Below are 16359 nucleotides of genomic sequence, written 5' to 3'. Positions count from 1 at the left end.
CACCCGGGCCTGCTGTCGCGCCGTCAACGCCTTCTGCTCGTTCGCGCGGCGTCCCCGTCGACGGGCATCCAAAGCCCGGTTTCCCTTACGGTCGAAGGCATCCACCCACCGCCACACCGTCTTGGGCGCCACCTGAAACGCCCTCGCCGCAGCGGCCTGACTCATCCCCGCCTTCACCGCCGCGACCACCCGGCGACGCAGATCCTCCTGCGCCGCCGGGGAAAGCGACCGCGTATCACGCACCATCACACCCATACATAACCAACGATAACGGCATATTTGGGTTACGGGTCAATAAAAGGGGGCCCTTCCTCTACCGGAGGCGTTAAGAGGGGGCCCTTCCTTCAGCTGTGCACGACGGCGTACACCTCGCGCCGCCGCAGCCCGTACGCGGTGGCGACCTCGGTGATCGCGTCCCGGCGGGACAGCCCGGCCGCCTCGCGCTCGGCCACCGCGGCGCGCAGCGTCTCGTCGTCCGGCCGGACCGCGGGCGTGGCCGGCGCACCCGCCACGACGAGCGTGATCTCGCCCCGGGGGTCACCCTCGGCGGCCCACTCGGCCAGGTCGCCGAGCGGCCGGCGGACGACCTCCTCGTAGGTCTTGGTCAGTTCGCGGCAGAGCGCGGCGGGCCGGTCCGCGCCGAACGCCTCGGCCAGGTCGGCGAGCGCACCGGCGATGCGGTGCGGCGCCTCGAAGAACACAAGCGTGCGCTCCTCGGCGGCGAGCGCGCGCAGCCGGGAGCGGCGGGCACCGGGGGTACGCGGCAGGAAGCCCTCGAAGCAGAACCGGTCGCAGGGCAGCCCGGACAGCGCCAGCGCGGTGGTGACGGCGCTCGGCCCGGGCGCCGCGGTGACCGGCACACCGGCGTCCAGCGCGGCCCGGACCAGCCGGTATCCGGGATCGGAGACGCTCGGCATGCCGCCGTCGGTGACCAGCGCGACCGTGTATCCGGCGGCGAGCACCTCGGCCAGTTCGGGGGTCCGCCGCTCCTCGTTGCCCTCGAAGTACGAGACGATCCGGCCCGGGACCGTCACCTCCAGGTCGCGGGCCAGGCGGGTGAGCCGCCGGGTGTCCTCGGCGGCGACCACGTCGGCGGCGGCCAACACCTCGCGGAACCGGGCGGACGCGTCGGCCGGGTTGCCGAGCGGCGCGCCGAGCAACACGAGCCGCCCCAGCTCGGACATTTCCCCCACGGCGTGCGCTCCCTCATCGACGGTCGTGCCAATTTCGGAGACGACAGACGCCACCGGGCACCCTCGCAGCCTACGATCGCCGGGTGACGAGTGCGTCGACAGCACAGAGCGCGAACCCGGACCCTTCCACCACCGACCGGGGCGACGGCGCCGGGCGCGGGCTCCCCGCCGCCGTGCGGCGCCGGCTCGCCACCGTCGACGACCGCATCGGCCGAGGCCAGGCGTGGCTGGCGACAGCGGTGGTGGTGGCCGTCGCGGCGATCCTGCGTTTCGTGGGGCTCGGTTTCCCGCCCGGGAAGATCTTCGACGAGACCTACTACGCCAAGGACGCGTACGGGCTGATCGACCGCGGCTTCGAGTGGAACTACAAGGACAACGGCCCCTCGTACGTGGTCCATCCACCGCTGGGCAAGTGGATGATCGGCATCGGCGAGTGGGCCTTCGGCTACCAGGACGCGGACAGCGGCGTCTCGGTGCCGGGCCACCTGATCACCACCGCGCCGGAGTTCGGCTGGCGGTTCGGCGCGGCGGTGGCCGGCACGCTGTCGGTGCTGCTGCTGGTCCGCATCGGGCGGCGGATGTTCCGCTCCACGGTGCTCGGCTGCGCGGCCGGCCTGCTGCTCGCGCTCGACGGCTTCCACCTGGTGCTGTCCCGCACGGCCATCCTCGACATCTTCCTGCTGCTGTTCGTGCTCGCCGCGTTCGGCGCGCTGGTGCTCGACCGGGACGCCCGGCGGCGGCGCTGGGCCCGGGCGCTGGAGGGCGGGCTCGACCCCGCCCAGCCGGGCAGGGCGGGGCGGCCGTCGTCGGGCTGGCGGGACTGGCCGTGGTGGCGGCTGGCGGCCGGTGTGCTGCTCGGCTGCGCCTGCTCGGTGAAGTGGAGTGCCCTCTATTTCGTGCCGGCGTTCGCGTTGCTGGTGCTGCTCTGGGAGGTGGGTGTCCGCCGCTCGTCCGGGGTACGCCGGCCGTGGCGCGACGCGGTGCTCGACGAGCTGCCGTGGCTGCTCGCCGCGGGTGTGCTGATTCTCGTGACCTACGTGGCGACCTGGTCGGGCTGGCTGCTCGGACAGGACGGCTACTACCGTTTGGCGGAGCGCTACCCGAACAATCCGGAGCTGAGCGACACCCCGGTCGTCGGCGCGCTGATCAACCTGTGGGAGTACCACAAGGCCTCGTTCGGCTTCCACACCCAGCTCGACGACCCGCACAAGTACCAGTCCTGGCCCTGGCAGTGGCTGCTGCTCGGCCGCCCGGTGGCGTTCCACTGGTCCGGGGACGGCGCTTGCGGCGCGCCGAGCTGCGCCTCGGAGGTGCTGCTGCTGGGCACGCCGCTGCTGTGGTGGTCGTTCCTGCCGGCGCTGGCCGCGACCGCCTGGCTCGGCCTGGCCCGGCGTGACTGGCGGGCGGGCGCGATCCTGCTCAGCGTCGCCGCCGGTCTGCTGCCGTGGTTCTGGTTCGCCCTCGACGGCCGGACGATGTTCTCCTTCTACGCCGCGCCGGCGGTGCCGTTCCTGGTGCTCGCGGTGGTCTACGTGCTCGGCGCGATCGCCACCCCGGCGCCGGTGACCGGCACGGCCACGCCACCGGACCCGCAACAGGTCCACGACCGCCGCCTGGTGGGCGGGATCATCGCGGGCGCGTACGTGTTGCTCGTGGCGCTCTGTTTCGCCTACTTCTACCCGATCTTCGTGGGCCGGGTGCTGCCGTACGCGGACTGGTCGGCGCGGATGTGGCTGGACGGCCGCTGGATCTGACGCGCGGTGCCGGGCACAGAGAAGCGCGCCCCGATCGCCTGCCACGGGGGAAGCGGGCGATTGGGGCGCGCAAGAAGAGCTTAACCACGTTCCGGCAACGGCACAACGGGTGCGGGTCGGTCAGATTTCCGACGAATGCATCACCGGCTGAAAGGTTTACCTGGTGCAGCTGACGGCGGGTGGCCGTGCGCGACCATGACGGCCCGGCCGGGCACCCGGACCCGGACCCGGGGGGCGACTCCGACCCGGATGATCTTCCAATGTGGATCCCGCTACACTCCGCCCGGTGATCAACAAGAGACGATCGACGGCCGTCCTCATCGGACTGCTGGCGGCGGCCGCGCTGATCGGGCCGAGCCCCGCCAGGGCCGACGACGAGACCACCGAGCCCGTCGCCGAACCACCCAAAGTCGAGCTGGTCCTCGATGTCAGCGGGTCGATGCGGGCCAAAGACATCGACGGCCGCAGCCGGATCTCCGTCGCCCAGCAGGCGTTCAACGAGGTGGTCGACGCCCTGCCGGACGAGACACAGCTCGGCATCCGGGTGCTCGGCGCCACCTACCGGGGCAAGGACAAGAAGCAGGGCTGCCTGGACACCCAGCAGATCGTGCCGGTCGGGCCGGTGGACCGCACCCAGGCCAAGGCCGCCGTCGCCGGGCTGCGCCCGACCGGCTTCACCCCGGTCGGGCTGGCGCTGCGCTCCGCCGCGCAGGACCTGGGCACCGGCAGCACCGCCCGCCGGATCGTGCTGATCACCGACGGTGAGGACACCTGCGCGCCGCCCGACCCGTGCGACGTGGCCCGCGAGTTGGCCGCCCAGGGCACCCGGCTGGTGGTCGACACGCTCGGCCTGGCGCCGGACGAGAAGGTCCGCCGGCAGCTGCTCTGCATCGCCGGCGCGACCGGGGGCACGTACACCGCAGCGCAGAGCGCCGACGAGCTGACCGGCCGGATCAAGCAGCTCGTCGACCGCGCCCGGGACACGTACACGGCCGCCCCGGCGGTGGTCGGCGGCGGCACGGCGTGCAAGGGTGCGCCGCTGCTCGCCCCCGGCGTCTACAGCGACCGGGAGGCGTTCTCCGAGCACCGCTGGTACCGGGTGCCGGTGCGCCCCGGGCAGGAACTGCGCGCCTCCGTGAGCGTCGCGCTGGACCGCCCGGTCAACCCGGACTACGGAGTGCTGCTGCGCGCCACCGCGCCGGACGGCCGCGAACTGGTCCGGGGCGTCGACGCCGGCAGCGGTCGTACCGACGTGGTCTCCGCCGGGCTGCGCTGGTCGGCCGCCGAAGAGGAGGACGAGGACGGCCCGAGCGCCGAGCCCACGCCCGGCGCCGAGCAGGCCGTACGGACCGTCTGCCTGGTGGTCAGCAACTCGTTCGCGGCCAGGCCCGGCACCCGGGCCCAGCCCGGTATGCCGGTGGAGCTGACCGTCGACGTGGTGGCCGCCTCCCCCGCGCCGGACGGGCCGGATCTGGGTCGCGGCTGGGTGCTGCTGCTCCTGCTCACGCTCGCCGGACTGCTCACCGGGCTGGTCGCCGGGCTGCTCACCCGCTGGTGGGTGCACACGTGGAGGACGAACTGAGCATGCGTACGCTGATCCGCGCCGCGGCGGTGACCACCGCCGTCGGCCTCGCCCTCACCCCGGCGGCGGCCCTGGCCGCGCCCAGCCCGTCACCGGGCGCGACCACCGTCACCAAGGCCGGCACCTCGTTCCTCACCGCCGCCACCGTCACCGCCGGCCAGCCGGTGCAGGTCGGCGCGTCGACCGGCGACCACCTGTACTGGTCGTTCCGGGCCGACGCCGGGCAGGTGCACGAGATCGCCGCCACCGTCACGTTCCCGAAGCCACGCAGCGGCGCGTCCACCTGGACCGTCGACGTCTTCGACGGGCTGCGCCGCCGGCAGGCGTGCACTGCGGGCGCGCAGACCCCCACCGCCGACGCGTCGGCGACGAGCGTCGCGTTGGGCTGCACGCTGCGCCGGGTACGGCCGTGGGCCGAGCCCTGGTCGGGCGACCCGCTGCCCGGCACCTACTACATCCGGCTCTCCGTGACCGACCTGCCCGAACCCGACCTCGGGCTGCCGATCGACGTGGAGATGCTCGTCGGCGCGACCGACTCCGGCGGCGCGTCCGGCGACGACGGCGAACTGGCCGCGCCGCTGGTGCCGAACACCAGGGCCGGCACCGTGCTCGGCGCCGAGCCGACGCCCGCGCCGGTGGCCGACGAGGAGACCGACCTGACCGGCTGGCTTCCCGAGGCGGGTTCGCGCTGGGTGTGGACCACTGTGGGCGGCGTGCTCGCCGCCGTGGCCGGCGTGGTCGGCTTCGGGCTCACCCGGCGACCGCGCCGCCCCTGAGGACCGCCGCCCGCCGAGACCGCGTCCGGTGGCCGCCGCGAACCCGACGCGGCGGCCACCGGACGCGCTCACGCCTGCGCGGTACGCGGACCGCGCGGCACCCAGCCGATGAACCGGTCCTGGAGCGCGGTGACCGGCACGGAGCGCAGATCCTGCGTCGCCGCGGCGAGGCAGGAGCCGAGATAGACGCTCAACGACGCCCGGTCCACCTGGTACTCGCGCAGCAGGTGATGACGTTTCGCGGCACAGGGCCAGTCGTCACCGCACGAGCCGCAGGTCCAGTCGGGGATCACCGGCACGTGCTCGCCGGTACTTCCGGAAAACTCCGCACCAGGCGTCATCGGCCGCTCCTTCCGGGGTCGGGTATGGGTGGTGATGCACCGGTTGCCTCCCCGCAAGACTCCTTCAGCGCGGCGGCACGCCCAAGCGTTACGGTACGTTCACCGCGTGTCCCAGTCATCCACCTGTCGTGCGTGATCTGCTTCCGGCCGCGGTCGCCGTGGCGGTGGCCGGCCCGGCCGACTGGGCCGGCGAGCTGCTCCCGGCCGAGCTGGCGGGCCTGAGTGAGCGCGCGGCGCCCGGCCGGCGCCGCGACTTCACCGCCGGGCGGGTCTGCGCCCGCCGGGCGCTCGGCGCGCTCGGCCTGCCCGCCACGCCGGTACCGGCCGGCGCCGACCGGGCCCCGATCTGGCCCGCCGGCGTGGTCGGCGCCATCACCCACACCCGCGACTACTGCGCCGCGGCAGCCGCCCGCGGCACCGACGTGCGCGCCGTCGGCATCGACGCCGAACGGCACCGGCCGCTCTCCCCGGGGGTACGCCGGAAGGTGTGCCGCCCCGACGAGGAGGCGGACCTGGCCCGGCTGCCGTCCGGCACGCCCTGGCCGACCGTGTTGTTCAGCGCGAAGGAGACCGTCTACAAGGTCTGGCACCCGCTCGTCGGCACGTGGCTGGGCTTCGCCGACGCGCGCGTCGTCCTCGACCCGGAGGCGGGCACGTTCCGTGCCGAGATCGCCCCGGCCCGGCTCGCCGCCGCACCGGTGCCCGATCCCCCCTCGGCGGTGACCGGCCGGTTCGCCGTGGACGAGGACCTGGTCCGCACCGCGGCCGTCCTGCCCCGTCGCTGAGGCAGGACGGCCGGGTTGTGCCCGGCCGGTACCGTCGTTGCGACTGGAAGTCCCGAAGGCGCCCCAAGGAGTACGGTGAGCCACCCTCAGCCTCCGTCCGGGTCACCGGACCCGAACCAGCAGCCGCCGGAACCGCCGACGCAGGCGTTCCCCACCGCACCGATGCCGCCGGTGCCGGACAGCCCGTACGCGCCGCCGGCCGCTCCGACCTCGGGCACGCCCTACCCGCCGCCGCCCGTCTCGGGTGCGCCGTACCCCCCGCCGGGCAGCGAGTACCAGCCGCCGGGGTCCGGATACCAGCCTCCGGGCGGCGCGTACCCGCAGGCGGGGTCCGGGTACCAGCCGCCGGGGTCCGGGTACCAGCCGCCGGGTGGCTACCCGCCGCCGGGTGGCGCGTACCCGCCGCCCGGAGCGCCGTTCGGGCCGCCGGCGAAGAAGTCGAACAAGAACGTCTGGATCACCGTCGGCGTCATCGCGGTGATCCTGCTGCTGCTGTGTTGCGGCGGCGGGATCTTCGCCATCTACAGCGGCGTGAAGACGACCCATGAGGCGATCGACTCGCTGCCCACCCCGGGCGTCACCTACGGCCAGCCCACAGGTGACACACCGACGGGCGTTCCCACCGGCACACCACAGCCGGGCAACACCGACGACAAGACGTTCAACATGCCGGCCGGCGACAAGCTGGTCGTGAACGACGACCGCGGCACCATCGAGATCACCGTCGGCAACTTCCAGACCAGGAACGCCGCGTGCACCGAGGTCATGCCCGGCCCCAGGAACGGCATGTTCCTGATCGCCGACGTGACCGCCGAGATCACCAAGGGCACCGGCTCCATCAACCCGTTCTATTTCACCTGGGTGGCAGCGGACGGCACCGAGGAGAGCGGCATCGGCGGCGCCTTCTCCGGTTGCGGAAAGCTGATGACCTCGGGCACCAACCTGCCCGAGGGTTCCAAGCGCAGCGGCCAGCTCATCTTCGACGTGAAGGACCAGAACGGCGTCGTCGAGTACAAGCACCGCTTCCGTTCGGCCGGGTCCTGGAAGCCCTGACCCGAGCGAAACCCCGCACGGGGCCGGTCCACAGCGGACCGGTCCCGTATCCGTTCGGGTGACGACGGCAGCCCAACGGACATTTCCATGTGCGCATGACGGCTCACGGTGGCCAGGCTCGGGGCATGGCGAACGAGACGACGATCCCCCTTCTGCCGTGCCGCTCCCTGGACGACGTGGCGCCCTTCTACCAGGCCCTCGGCTTCGAGATCACGTACCGGCAGGAGCGCCCGAACCCGTACGTGACGCTGCGGCGGGAGGATCTGCATCTGCACTTCTTCGGGATGCCGCAGTTCGATCCCGCCGACTCGTACGGCTCCTGCCTGGTGGTGGTGGACGACCTGGTCGACATCCACCGGGCCTTCGCCGACGGTATGCGTGCCACGTACGGCAAGGTGCTCGTCTCCGGCGTACCCCGGATGAGCCGGCCCCGGCCCCGCCGCAACCAGGACGGCCACTTCGGGTTCAGCATCGTCGACCCCGGCGGCAACTGGATCCGGTTCGTCGGCCGGGCCGAGCCACCCCAGGCCGACGACCGGGGCGGCCTGGCCCGCACGCTGGGCAACGCGGTGGTGCAGGCCGACTCGCGCGGCAATCCCGCCCAGGCCGCGCGGATCCTCGACGGCGCGCTGGCCCGCCCGGAGGCCGCCGACGCCCCGGCGGTCCAGGTGGAGGCGCTGGTCTACCGGGCCGGGCTGGCGCTGCAACTCGACGAGCCGGACTCCGCTCGGGAACTGGTGCGGCAGGCCCGCTCGATCCCGCTGGACGACGGCTCGCGCGACGCGCTGGCGGACACGCTGCGGCACGCCGAGGACCTGATCGCCGCCCTGCCGCCCGCATGACCGCACGGCCGGCCGCAGGGAGCGGTTTGCCGGCCGGGCCAGCGGGGACGCGGCGCCGACGACGACTTCTCCGCCTGACGCGTCCCGCCACACATCCGAGGTCGGTCCCGGCCCGGCGGACGTCCACTGTCCGGGTTGGTCCCTATCCTGGGGCGATGATTCTCACCGACGCCACCGGGTCGTGGGCCGGCACCAGCGGCTTCCGGCTGATGCCCGCCGATCCGCTCGCCGAGTCGCCGGCCGCGCTCACGGTCGCCACCGCGGCCGGCGGGCACCTGACCACCGTGTCGTACTCGTGGGAGCATCCCGACGACGGCCCGCAGGACGGGCTGCTGGTGATCGCCGCCGGCGAGCGGCAGGGCTCGCTCGTCGCCTGGTGGGGCGACTCGTGGCACCAGCAGCCGACCCCGATGACGCTCACCGGCGCGGCGGGCGGGGCAGCGGTCGAGCTGACCGCCGAGTACGGCGGCGGCTGGGGGTGGCGGATCGTCCTCGACGCCGCCGACCCGGCCGTCCTGCGGCTGCGGATGGACAACGTGGTCCCCGCGGACCAGGCCGGGCCCGGCACACCGGCCGGGCCCTACCCGGCGATGGTCACCGACGTGCGCCGGGCCTGAGCCCGGTCAGGCGTCGAGGATCTCCCGCAGCCGTTGTGCGAACGCCTCCGGCTGCCCGGCCTGGCCCATCTCCTCGCCGAGGAACCCGCCGTGGTGGCTCGGGAAGACCGCTGGCGGTCCGCCCAGCAGCTCCGCGGTGGCCACCGACGTCCGCGCGGTGAGCGTCTCGGCCGACTCCTCGCCCACCGCGATCACCACGCGGGTCGGCGCGGCACGTAGCGCGTCGGCGTCCGGCCGGAAGGCGGTGACCGCCGCGGACCGGTCGGACAGCAGCGGGTCGTCCCGGCTGCCGTCGTCCTCGGCCGGCATCCCGAACGCGGCGGGGTCCGGCGCGGGCTGGGCGAAGTAGTCGTCGGTGAACTCGCCCCGCCACGAGATCATGGCGATGAACGCCGCCATGCCGGCGCCCCAGCCGTTCTTCTGGTACGCCTCCTGGCAGGCGGCTGTCGCCCGGCGGGCCGCCTCGGCGTCGGGGAGCAACGCGACCAGCGGCGGCTCGTGCGCCACGAGCGTGGTCACCACGTCCGGGTATGCGGCCACCAGGGCCAGGGCCGTCACCGCGCCACCGCTGCTGGCGAACATGTCGACCGGGCCCACGCCGAGAGCGTCGACGATGTCGCGTACGTCCCGGGCCTGCACCTCGGGCAGCGAGTCGGTCCGGCCGTCCTTGCGGACGCTGCGGCCGAGCCCGCGTGGGTCGTACGTGATGACTTTGCGGTCCGGGAAGTACGACGCGAGCGTGGTGAAGCCGTCGGCGCACATCGGCTGGCCGATCATGAACAAGGGGCGGTGCCCGGCCTCGGCCGCGGTGGGAGCGTGGACGTCGTAGACCAGGTCGACCTCGGGGGTCTGGAGCGTGAGCGTCTTCATGCCTCTGTCGACCGGCGCCGGCCGCGAGAATCATCGGTCCGGTGCGAACTCGTGCCGGGACTGCTGATCCGCCACGGCACACCCGCGGAGAAGCGGGCCGTCAGATTGGCGTTCACCCGTACGCGCGGGAGCCGACCAGCCGTTCAGGTTGAGCGTCAGGCGGATGTCGCGGGCGACGAAGGCGTTGTGGAAGCGGTCGAACCGGTCGGTCAGGTCCTGCTGGGCAGTCGCGTCGAACCTGGTGGTCTGCGGTCCCGACCACGGGCTGGACCACGCCCGGATGGTCTCGTTCTGCACCGGCGCGTGCGTGCTCGCCGCCGCCGGCAAGGCCGCCGCCGTCGACCTCGCCCGCCAGGCCGCCATGAGCACCCGCAACCTGGTCCGGCACTTCACCGCCGCGACCGGCGCCACGCCGTCCCAGTGGCTCGCGACGTAGCGCATCCGGCGGGCGCAGGAGCTGCTGGAGAACACCGACGACAGCATCGGCACCGTCGGCGTGCCGCCGGACACCTACCGCCGGCCGTTCCGCCGCGACTGACCGGGTTGCCGGCGCGCCGGCCCGGGTAACCGATCCATCATGGATCGGATAACGGGGTCGAGACAGCGTTTGTGGAACACGTACCCGGAGGCCACGACCGGGCAGTGGACGACGGCCGTCGTCGTGGCCCTGGTTCTCTCGGCGCCGGCTGGCCTGCTCTGCGTGTGGCTGGCAACGTCGCTGCTGAGCGGAACGCACTGGCTGCTCCAGACGCTGGCCTTCGCCGTCGTCGGTCTCGTCATCGGCGGTGGTGCCCTCGTTCTGCTGTCGAGGCTCGCCGGGAACGGCGGACGCCGGGGGGTCTGAACGAACAGGCCCCTGCCTGCCCTTCGGGGCCCGGGCGTCCCGACGCGAGGGCTATGATCGGTTCGTGCCGCCCGAGAGGACGGTCGCCTGACACTCCACACGGGGGCGTGTGTGTTCGACGTGATCGTGGTCGGCGGCGGGCCGACCGGCATGATGCTTGCCGGTGAGCTGCGACTTCAGGGCGTCGGCGTGCTCGTGCTGGAGCGGGACGCCGAACCGCCGCCGTACGTGCGGTCACTCGGCCTGCACGTCCGCAGCATCGAGGTGATGGACCAGCGCGGGCTGCTGGAACGGTTCCTGGAACACGGCGGCACACACCCGATCCGGGGCTTCTTCGCCGGCATCGACAAGCCCGCGCCCGCCGACCTGGACACCGCCCACCCGTACGTCCTCGGCATCCCGCAGACGCTCACCGACCGGCTGCTCGCCGACCACGCCGCCGAGGTCGGGGCCGAGATCCGGCGCGGCCGTGCGGTTGTGGGCCTGGAGCAGGACGACGAGGGCGTGACGGTCCACCTCGACGACGAGGGCACCCAGCCGTTGCGGGCGCGGTTCGCCGTCGGCTGCGACGGCGGGCGCAGCACCGTCCGCAAGCTGCTCGGCGTCGGATTCCCCGGCGAGCCGTCGACAGTCGACACGCTGCTGGGCGAGATGGAGGTGACCGCCTCCCCGGACGAGATCGCCGCGATCATGACCGAGGTACGCCGCACCGAGAAGCGGTTCGGGCTCGGGCCGACCGGCAGGCCCGGCGTGTTCCGGGTGGTCGTACCGGCGGCCGACGTGACTTCGGTGCCGCCGACGCTCGACGACTTCAAAAGGCAACTGACCGCGTACGCGGGCACCGACTTCGGCGCTCACTCCCCCCGCTGGCTGTCCCGGTTCGGCGACGCGACCCGCCTGGCCGAGCGCTACCGGGTCGGACGGGTGTTCCTGGCCGGCGACGCCGCGCACGTCCACCCGCCGCTGGGCGGGCAGGGGCTCAACCTGGGCATCCAGGACGCGTTCAACCTGGGCTGGAAGCTGGCGGCGACGGTGAACGCGTGGGCGCCGGACGGCCTGCTGGACACCTACGAGTCCGAGCGGCGTCCGGTCGCCGCCGACGTGCTGACGAACACCCGCGCGCAGATGTTGCTGACCACCAACGAACCCGGACCGCACGCCGTGCGTGAGGTGCTGACGCAGCTGATGGACTTCGACGAGGTCAACCGCTTCCTGATCGAGAAGGTCACGGCGATCGGCGTCCGATACGACCTCGGCGAGGGACACGCCCTGCTCGGGCGGCGGCTGCGCGACGTACCGCTGCGGGAGGGGCGCCTGTACGAGCTGATGCGTACCGGCAGTGGGGTGTTGCTGGACGGGACCGGGAAGCTGTCGGTGGACGGCTGGGCCGACCGGGTCCAGCTCGTCGCCGGCACTGCCGACGAGCTGGACGTGCCGGCGGTGCTGTTGCGGCCGGACGGGCACGTGGCCTGGGTGGGTGCGGATCAGCAGACGCTGGAAGCCGCGCTGACCAGGTGGTTCAGTAGCGCGACGACGTGAGCTGCCGCCTATCGCCCGAGGGTGTTCAGGATCCGGTCGTCTGGAAGCTGCGGAGCGCGGCTCCGGCGAGCCGAGTCGCGGCCCGGTACCACCGCGAAACGGTGGCTGCCGCCGTCCTGGCCCGGTGACGCGACGGTGGGGCACCGGCCGATGAACGTCCGCAGTTCCGCCGTCGCACCTCGGGCCGTCGTCGGCGTACGTCCTGAGCACTTCGCTTGCCACCCACGGGTAACCGGAGCTTTCGGCAGAGCTGACGCTGGCGGCGGCCATCGCCGTCCGGTTCGTCGCCGAGACACCGCAGCGGACCCGGGCCGAGTTGGAGCACCGCAACCTGGACCGGCACGGTCCGGACTGGGAGTCGGTTCGTGACGGTGTCGGCCACGACGAGGGCTGGCCGCTGCACCTGGACCGCTACGCCGGCCGGTTCACCGAGGCGGGATATTGCGGAGGTTTCGGCGGCCCTCAGCGTCTCTCGATCGAGTCAGAGGTTGACCGCGCACGACGTCCTCATCCGGGCAGTGAGCGGGCCGACACCTGCCGGGGTGTAGGCGGGCGGGGTGCCGGGTACCTCGCCCGTTACCCCTTACCCCTGCGCAGGAGGACCCCATGACCGTCGTACTCGCCGTTGTCTGCAGCGACGGGGTTGTGATCGGCGCGGACTCCCAGATCACCGAGAGCGACCGTGGCCTGAGCTTCCCCGCCCAGAAGCTGCACCCGCTGGGCGACTGCGCGGCCTGGGGCGGCAGCGGCGCGCGAGGCGTACTCAACGACCTGCGCCCTCTCCTCCAGGACTCGGCCACCGCGATCCTCGAAGCACCCGACATCGGCGACGAGTTGCAGGAGCGCGTCCTGCCCATCTTCAAGAAGCACTACGAGAACTACATCCCCGACGTACCGGGCGAGGGCAGCGGCGGCGGGGTGTCGGCGTACCTGCTCGCGGCCGGCTTCAGCCAGGGGAACCCGTGGATCGTGGAGATCAACCCCAACGGGCTCATCGGCCGCTACGAGGACGTGGGCTTCCACGCCATCGGCTCCGGCGCGCCCATGGCCCAGCAGGCCGGCGCACTGCTGTCCCACTTCCGGATGACGACGCGCCCCGTCGAGTACGGCGTGGTGGGCGTGGTACGGGTGCTGGAGGCCCTGGAGAAGACCTCGCCGTCGGTCGGCGGCCCGTTCAGCGTCGCGTGCATCCGCGAGGAGGGCGCCCACCACCTCGACGAGAAGGAGATCACCAAGGCGATGAAGGACGCCCAGCGCTGGTGCGACCTCGAACAGGAAGCGCTCGACCGGCTGTTCGACTGACGCCAGCAGCGGATTGTCGGAGACGGCCGAAAAGGCCGTCTCCGACTGACGGAAACGGCCTTTGGAACTGGGTGGAGCTGAGGGATTTGAACCCTTCACCCCTCGATGCGAACTGTCGGCGAGCCGGTCGGGTCAGGCTCGATGCGAGGTCAGACAGCCTGTTGGTGTACTGCTCGGCCTGGTTCGGCTGGCACGGTTGCTGCACTTCGCTGCTGTACTGCCGGCATCAGATCAGGCGCTGGATGCGGACCTTCGGGCGCTCATTTCTGAGGTGGCCTTGCTTGTGCTGGCGGACCTGCTCCTCCCAGACCTCCTGGTCGTAGTCCGGGTTTGGCGGGGTCCACCTGTGGGAGCCGTCGCTGTAGTGGAACTTCTCGTCGCCGCGTCGCAGGATGCTCATCGAGTCCAGCCGAGGAATCGGTGGTGCAGGTGGCCGGCGGGAACATGGGCCAGATCCTGGGCGGCGTCGACGAGCTGGGCGGCCAGGTAGAGGGCAAGCGACACCGGGGCGCGGTCATACTCGGCTCGCAGCTCGCGCCGCCGGGTCTGGCAGGGCCACTCCCCCGCACAGCCGCCACAGGTCCAGGCCGGTTTGATCGGGCGGTGGGTGGTCATCGCGGGCCGTCCTGGATGGGCCAGTGGCCGCGGTTGATCGGGATGCGGTGGCGACTTCGGCAGGGCAGGCTGCTTCCGCAGCGGCAGATGTGCCGCCAATGCCGCCATGACCAGACGGGCCGATGACGGCGGGCGAGGGTGAGCGCCACCGCCAAGACGTACTCGTCGTACGAGACGCGCCGCCGGCCGTCGTACTGCCTCTGGTGGTGCCCGGTGTCCGACACGGCACCTGCGGTCGAACCAGTTGCATCGTTCGGTCTGGTCACCGCGCCTCCCGCCGACGCTTGCGGTCCCGTGGGCACCCGATCAGCCGTGCCCGGAGACAGGGCACCCACGGCAGGACGACCCGGCCGCCAAGCTGGGTAGCCCCACGAGCAACTTAGGACGCAATGTGCGCAGGGTCAACAGCTGAGACACATAGCGTTGTAAGTCGAGCCGGAGGTGTGGTCTGCTTGCATCAGCCGCCAAGCTGGGAGCACCACCGATGTCTGAAGCTGCATACCTACAGGTCGCCCGGGATATCCGAGAGCAGGTCAGCTCCGGCCAGTTGAAGCCGGGCGACAAGCTGCCCTCGTTCGCCGCCCTCTGTGAGCACTACGAGGTCAGCAACACGGTCATCCGCGCCGCCATGCTGCTACTCAAGGCCGAAGGGCTGATCGACGGTCGGCAGGGCAAGGGCGTCTACGTGGCCAACCCGCTTCCTCGGTAAGCCGGACTCTTCGAACCTCGACCCCTCGCTTGTAAGTTCTGGGCGCTCCGTCCGGCAGGGTCCGTCCACGCCAGCGACCTCGGTCGACTGTCCGTGATCGGCTGCCAGCGGCTGCCCTCGCCCCGGCCGGTTGCTGTCAGCGCTGCTGTCGGCGCTGCTTCCGCACACGGTTTAGGAACGGTTGAGCGCCAACCTTCGGGTCGGTAGCTCTCCCAGGCACAACAGGCCGGTGGCGCGCAGAGAGAACTTGATCGTTCCGTGCCTGTTCCGGATCATGTGAACCGTCGGACCATTCGTCCAAGGTGGGCTGACCGCCGCCGGAGGGACGCGGCGTCGACAACCTCATCTATTGATGGTCAACCTCGGCCTCATATAACGCTGTTGCTGCCTCCTTGCTGCCTCAGTCAGTTGAACGGCATCCAGGCGGGAGTTCAGGAAGGCGCTCCGGCCAGATCCCGCAAGGAGGCGAGACTCGAAATCTGGGGCCACTACGACGGCGGCTGTGACACTAGGTACAACAGCACCACGCGCAACTACTGCTAGCTCCCGAACCGTCGGCCAGGGTTGGGTGCTAAGCTACTTGGCCCTAGCCGAACGCAGCGGGGGGTCCACGCAATGCCACTTGGCATCTCACGTCGAGGCCTGACGACGGCGCTGATTGCTTTTTCTGGAGCGACAGCACTCCTGGTAGCCAGCACTAGACCCACGTCCACGGCCGTATACCGATTGAGTCAGACCGGGGAAGTGCTCGAACAAGCTTCCACCCACCCCTCAAGTGTGGCATTAATTGCATGGTCAATAACTGTTGCCACTCTAGCGATATGGGCATTGATTACCTACTTGCGCGGCCAGGCCAAGGCAACTCAACGCGTCCTATTATTTGCAGGCATCATGGGACTCATTCCTGCGATTCTGCCAGGGGTTAGCGCGTTGGTCGCGCGCGCATTTATTATTCGGGAGCGGTAAATCGCGGCTAGGGCCGCTTCGCTATTCCAGCAAGGGCGGACACATTCGCCATCCCGTCTGCCGTCGACCCGCCCTCCTGGGAGCGGGCCGCCGCCGGACCCGCCACGTCAGACGGCCTTGACGCACGGTCGGACGCTGGCGGGTCGGGCGGTGGTCTGCTCGGCTTGCCCGGGTCGATGGCAGGCGGGATGGCCCACCGCAACCACCCACGACCCGGCACCCGCCGACGGACCCCCGACCATCCTGGAGCCCGAGCGGAACGTGTCAAGGGATTGAGGCCAACGGGAGTTAGGCGGCTTGCAGTTGAGGCTGATCTTCCTGGTCGGGCTGGTTGATCCAGACCTGCTCGGGCAGGTCAAGGATCTTGGGCAGGGGCCGGCTGGTGCCGAACCGTTCCGGATGCGCGGCGCGGGCCGTGGCGAGGGTGTCCTCACGACCGGCGCGGACCTGGTGGTGGCGGCCGTGGTGGATGTCAGCGGGGGTGTGTAAGCCGATCCCGGAGTGCCGGTGGGCGTGGTTGTACCAGGTCACGAACTCGACCATGAACGCCCGCGCGTCCGTGAGGGACGCG

General features: G+C 71.7%; 18 protein-coding genes and 1 pseudogene. 12 read left to right on the top strand and 7 right to left on the bottom strand.

What is annotated here, in order from left to right; all coding sequences use genetic code 11:
- Positions 1–255, bottom strand: a 255-nt coding sequence (locus tag C569_RS32840) for a helix-turn-helix domain-containing protein (protein ID WP_026268794.1), incomplete at its 3' end; no start/stop codon positions are given.
- 89 nt (positions 256–344) lie between these two features.
- Positions 345–1184 carry a 16S rRNA (cytidine(1402)-2'-O)-methyltransferase gene (rsmI, locus tag C569_RS0128840; RefSeq protein WP_018789180.1) on the bottom strand — a complete coding sequence of 280 codons (840 nt, stop codon included), beginning with the start codon at positions 1182–1184 and terminating at the stop codon, positions 345–347.
- Between the two features lie 92 nt (positions 1185–1276).
- Here rsmI and C569_RS0128835 point away from each other — a divergent pair, with 92 nt between their 5' ends.
- The 3 genes from C569_RS0128835 (at position 1277) to C569_RS0128825 (ending at position 5305) form a co-directional block, all read left to right on the top strand.
- Entirely contained in the window at positions 1277–2947 is a 1671-nt protein-coding gene (locus C569_RS0128835; protein ID WP_018789179.1) for a dolichyl-phosphate-mannose--protein mannosyltransferase, read from the top strand.
- 286 nt (positions 2948–3233) lie between these two features.
- A complete protein-coding gene (locus tag C569_RS0128830; protein ID WP_018789178.1) occupies positions 3234–4529 on the top strand; it encodes a VWA domain-containing protein in 1296 nt (431 codons plus the stop codon).
- Between the two features lie 2 nt (positions 4530–4531).
- Positions 4532–5305: a hypothetical protein gene (locus tag C569_RS0128825; protein ID WP_026268782.1), complete on the top strand. Its 774-nt coding sequence runs from the start codon at positions 4532–4534 to the stop codon at positions 5303–5305.
- Between the two features lie 68 nt (positions 5306–5373).
- Here C569_RS0128825 and C569_RS0128820 read toward each other — a convergent pair whose 3' ends face one another.
- Complete coding sequence (locus C569_RS0128820; protein ID WP_026268781.1) at positions 5374–5646, bottom strand: hypothetical protein; 273 nt, start codon at positions 5644–5646, stop codon at positions 5374–5376.
- 128 nt (positions 5647–5774) lie between these two features.
- On the opposite strand from C569_RS0128820, the gene C569_RS0128815 reads away from it, so the two are divergent.
- The 4 genes from C569_RS0128815 to C569_RS0128800 all read left to right on the top strand — a co-directional run bounded on the left by C569_RS0128815 (position 5775) and on the right by C569_RS0128800 (position 8943).
- Complete coding sequence (locus tag C569_RS0128815) at positions 5775–6431, top strand: 4'-phosphopantetheinyl transferase (protein WP_018789175.1); 657 nt, start codon at positions 5775–5777, stop codon at positions 6429–6431.
- Between the two features lie 75 nt (positions 6432–6506).
- On the top strand, positions 6507–7484 hold the full coding sequence (locus C569_RS0128810; protein ID WP_026268780.1) for a hypothetical protein: 978 nt from the start codon (positions 6507–6509) through the stop codon (positions 7482–7484).
- A 125-nt stretch (positions 7485–7609) separates the two neighbouring features.
- Positions 7610–8326 (top strand): hypothetical protein, encoded by a 717-nt coding sequence (locus C569_RS0128805; protein ID WP_018789173.1) that lies wholly within the window; start codon positions 7610–7612, stop codon positions 8324–8326.
- A 155-nt stretch (positions 8327–8481) separates the two neighbouring features.
- Entirely contained in the window at positions 8482–8943 is a 462-nt protein-coding gene (locus tag C569_RS0128800; RefSeq protein WP_018789172.1) for a hypothetical protein, read from the top strand.
- Positions 8944–8949: 6 nt separating this feature from the next.
- Here the strand turns inward: C569_RS0128800 and C569_RS0128795 are convergent, their stop codons facing one another.
- On the bottom strand, positions 8950–9813 hold the full coding sequence (locus C569_RS0128795; RefSeq protein WP_018789171.1) for an alpha/beta fold hydrolase: 864 nt from the start codon (positions 9811–9813) through the stop codon (positions 8950–8952).
- 163 nt (positions 9814–9976) lie between these two features.
- On the opposite strand from C569_RS0128795, the gene C569_RS35155 reads away from it, so the two are divergent.
- The 4 genes from C569_RS35155 to C569_RS0128770 all read left to right on the top strand — a co-directional run bounded on the left by C569_RS35155 (position 9977) and on the right by C569_RS0128770 (position 13498).
- A complete protein-coding gene (locus C569_RS35155) occupies positions 9977–10249 on the top strand; it encodes a hypothetical protein (RefSeq protein WP_369754154.1) in 273 nt (90 codons plus the stop codon).
- Between the two features lie 225 nt (positions 10250–10474).
- Complete coding sequence (locus tag C569_RS0128780; RefSeq protein ID WP_155945647.1) at positions 10475–10657, top strand: hypothetical protein; 183 nt, start codon at positions 10475–10477, stop codon at positions 10655–10657.
- A gap of 111 nt (positions 10658–10768) precedes the next feature.
- Complete coding sequence (rox, locus tag C569_RS0128775) at positions 10769–12196, top strand: rifampin monooxygenase (RefSeq protein ID WP_018789167.1); 1428 nt, start codon at positions 10769–10771, stop codon at positions 12194–12196.
- Positions 12197–12802: 606 nt separating this feature from the next.
- Entirely contained in the window at positions 12803–13498 is a 696-nt protein-coding gene (locus tag C569_RS0128770; protein ID WP_018789166.1) for a 20S proteasome subunit alpha or beta, read from the top strand.
- A 226-nt stretch (positions 13499–13724) separates the two neighbouring features.
- On the opposite strand, the gene C569_RS33935 is transcribed toward C569_RS0128770, so the two are convergent.
- Together C569_RS33935 and C569_RS0128760 are read right to left on the bottom strand one after the other, a co-directional pair.
- Positions 13725–13898 carry a hypothetical protein gene (locus C569_RS33935; protein WP_018789165.1) on the bottom strand — a complete coding sequence of 58 codons (174 nt, stop codon included), beginning with the start codon at positions 13896–13898 and terminating at the stop codon, positions 13725–13727.
- Positions 13895–14113 (bottom strand): hypothetical protein, encoded by a 219-nt coding sequence (locus C569_RS0128760; RefSeq protein ID WP_018789164.1) that lies wholly within the window; start codon positions 14111–14113, stop codon positions 13895–13897. Before C569_RS0128760 ends, C569_RS33935 begins: the two co-directional genes overlap by 4 nt.
- Positions 14114–14597: 484 nt before the next feature.
- Between C569_RS0128760 and C569_RS0128755 the strand changes: the two genes are divergently transcribed.
- The gene (locus C569_RS0128755) at positions 14598–14822 is read left to right on the top strand and encodes a winged helix-turn-helix domain-containing protein (RefSeq protein WP_026268779.1); all 225 of its coding nucleotides are present in this window, start codon (positions 14598–14600) and stop codon (positions 14820–14822) included.
- Between the two features lie 1254 nt (positions 14823–16076).
- On the opposite strand, the pseudogene C569_RS33490 reads toward C569_RS0128755, so the two are convergent.
- Positions 16077–16359 (bottom strand): annotated as a pseudogene (locus tag C569_RS33490) (IS3 family transposase); the annotation flags it as partial.

The sequence above is a fragment of the Micromonospora sp. CNB394 genome (assembly GCF_000374985.1).
Taxonomy (GTDB): Bacteria; Actinomycetota; Actinomycetes; order Mycobacteriales; family Micromonosporaceae; genus Micromonospora; species Micromonospora marina.
The sequence above is the reverse complement of the archived record's forward strand: the minus strand, read 5'-3'. Positions and strand labels throughout refer to the sequence as shown.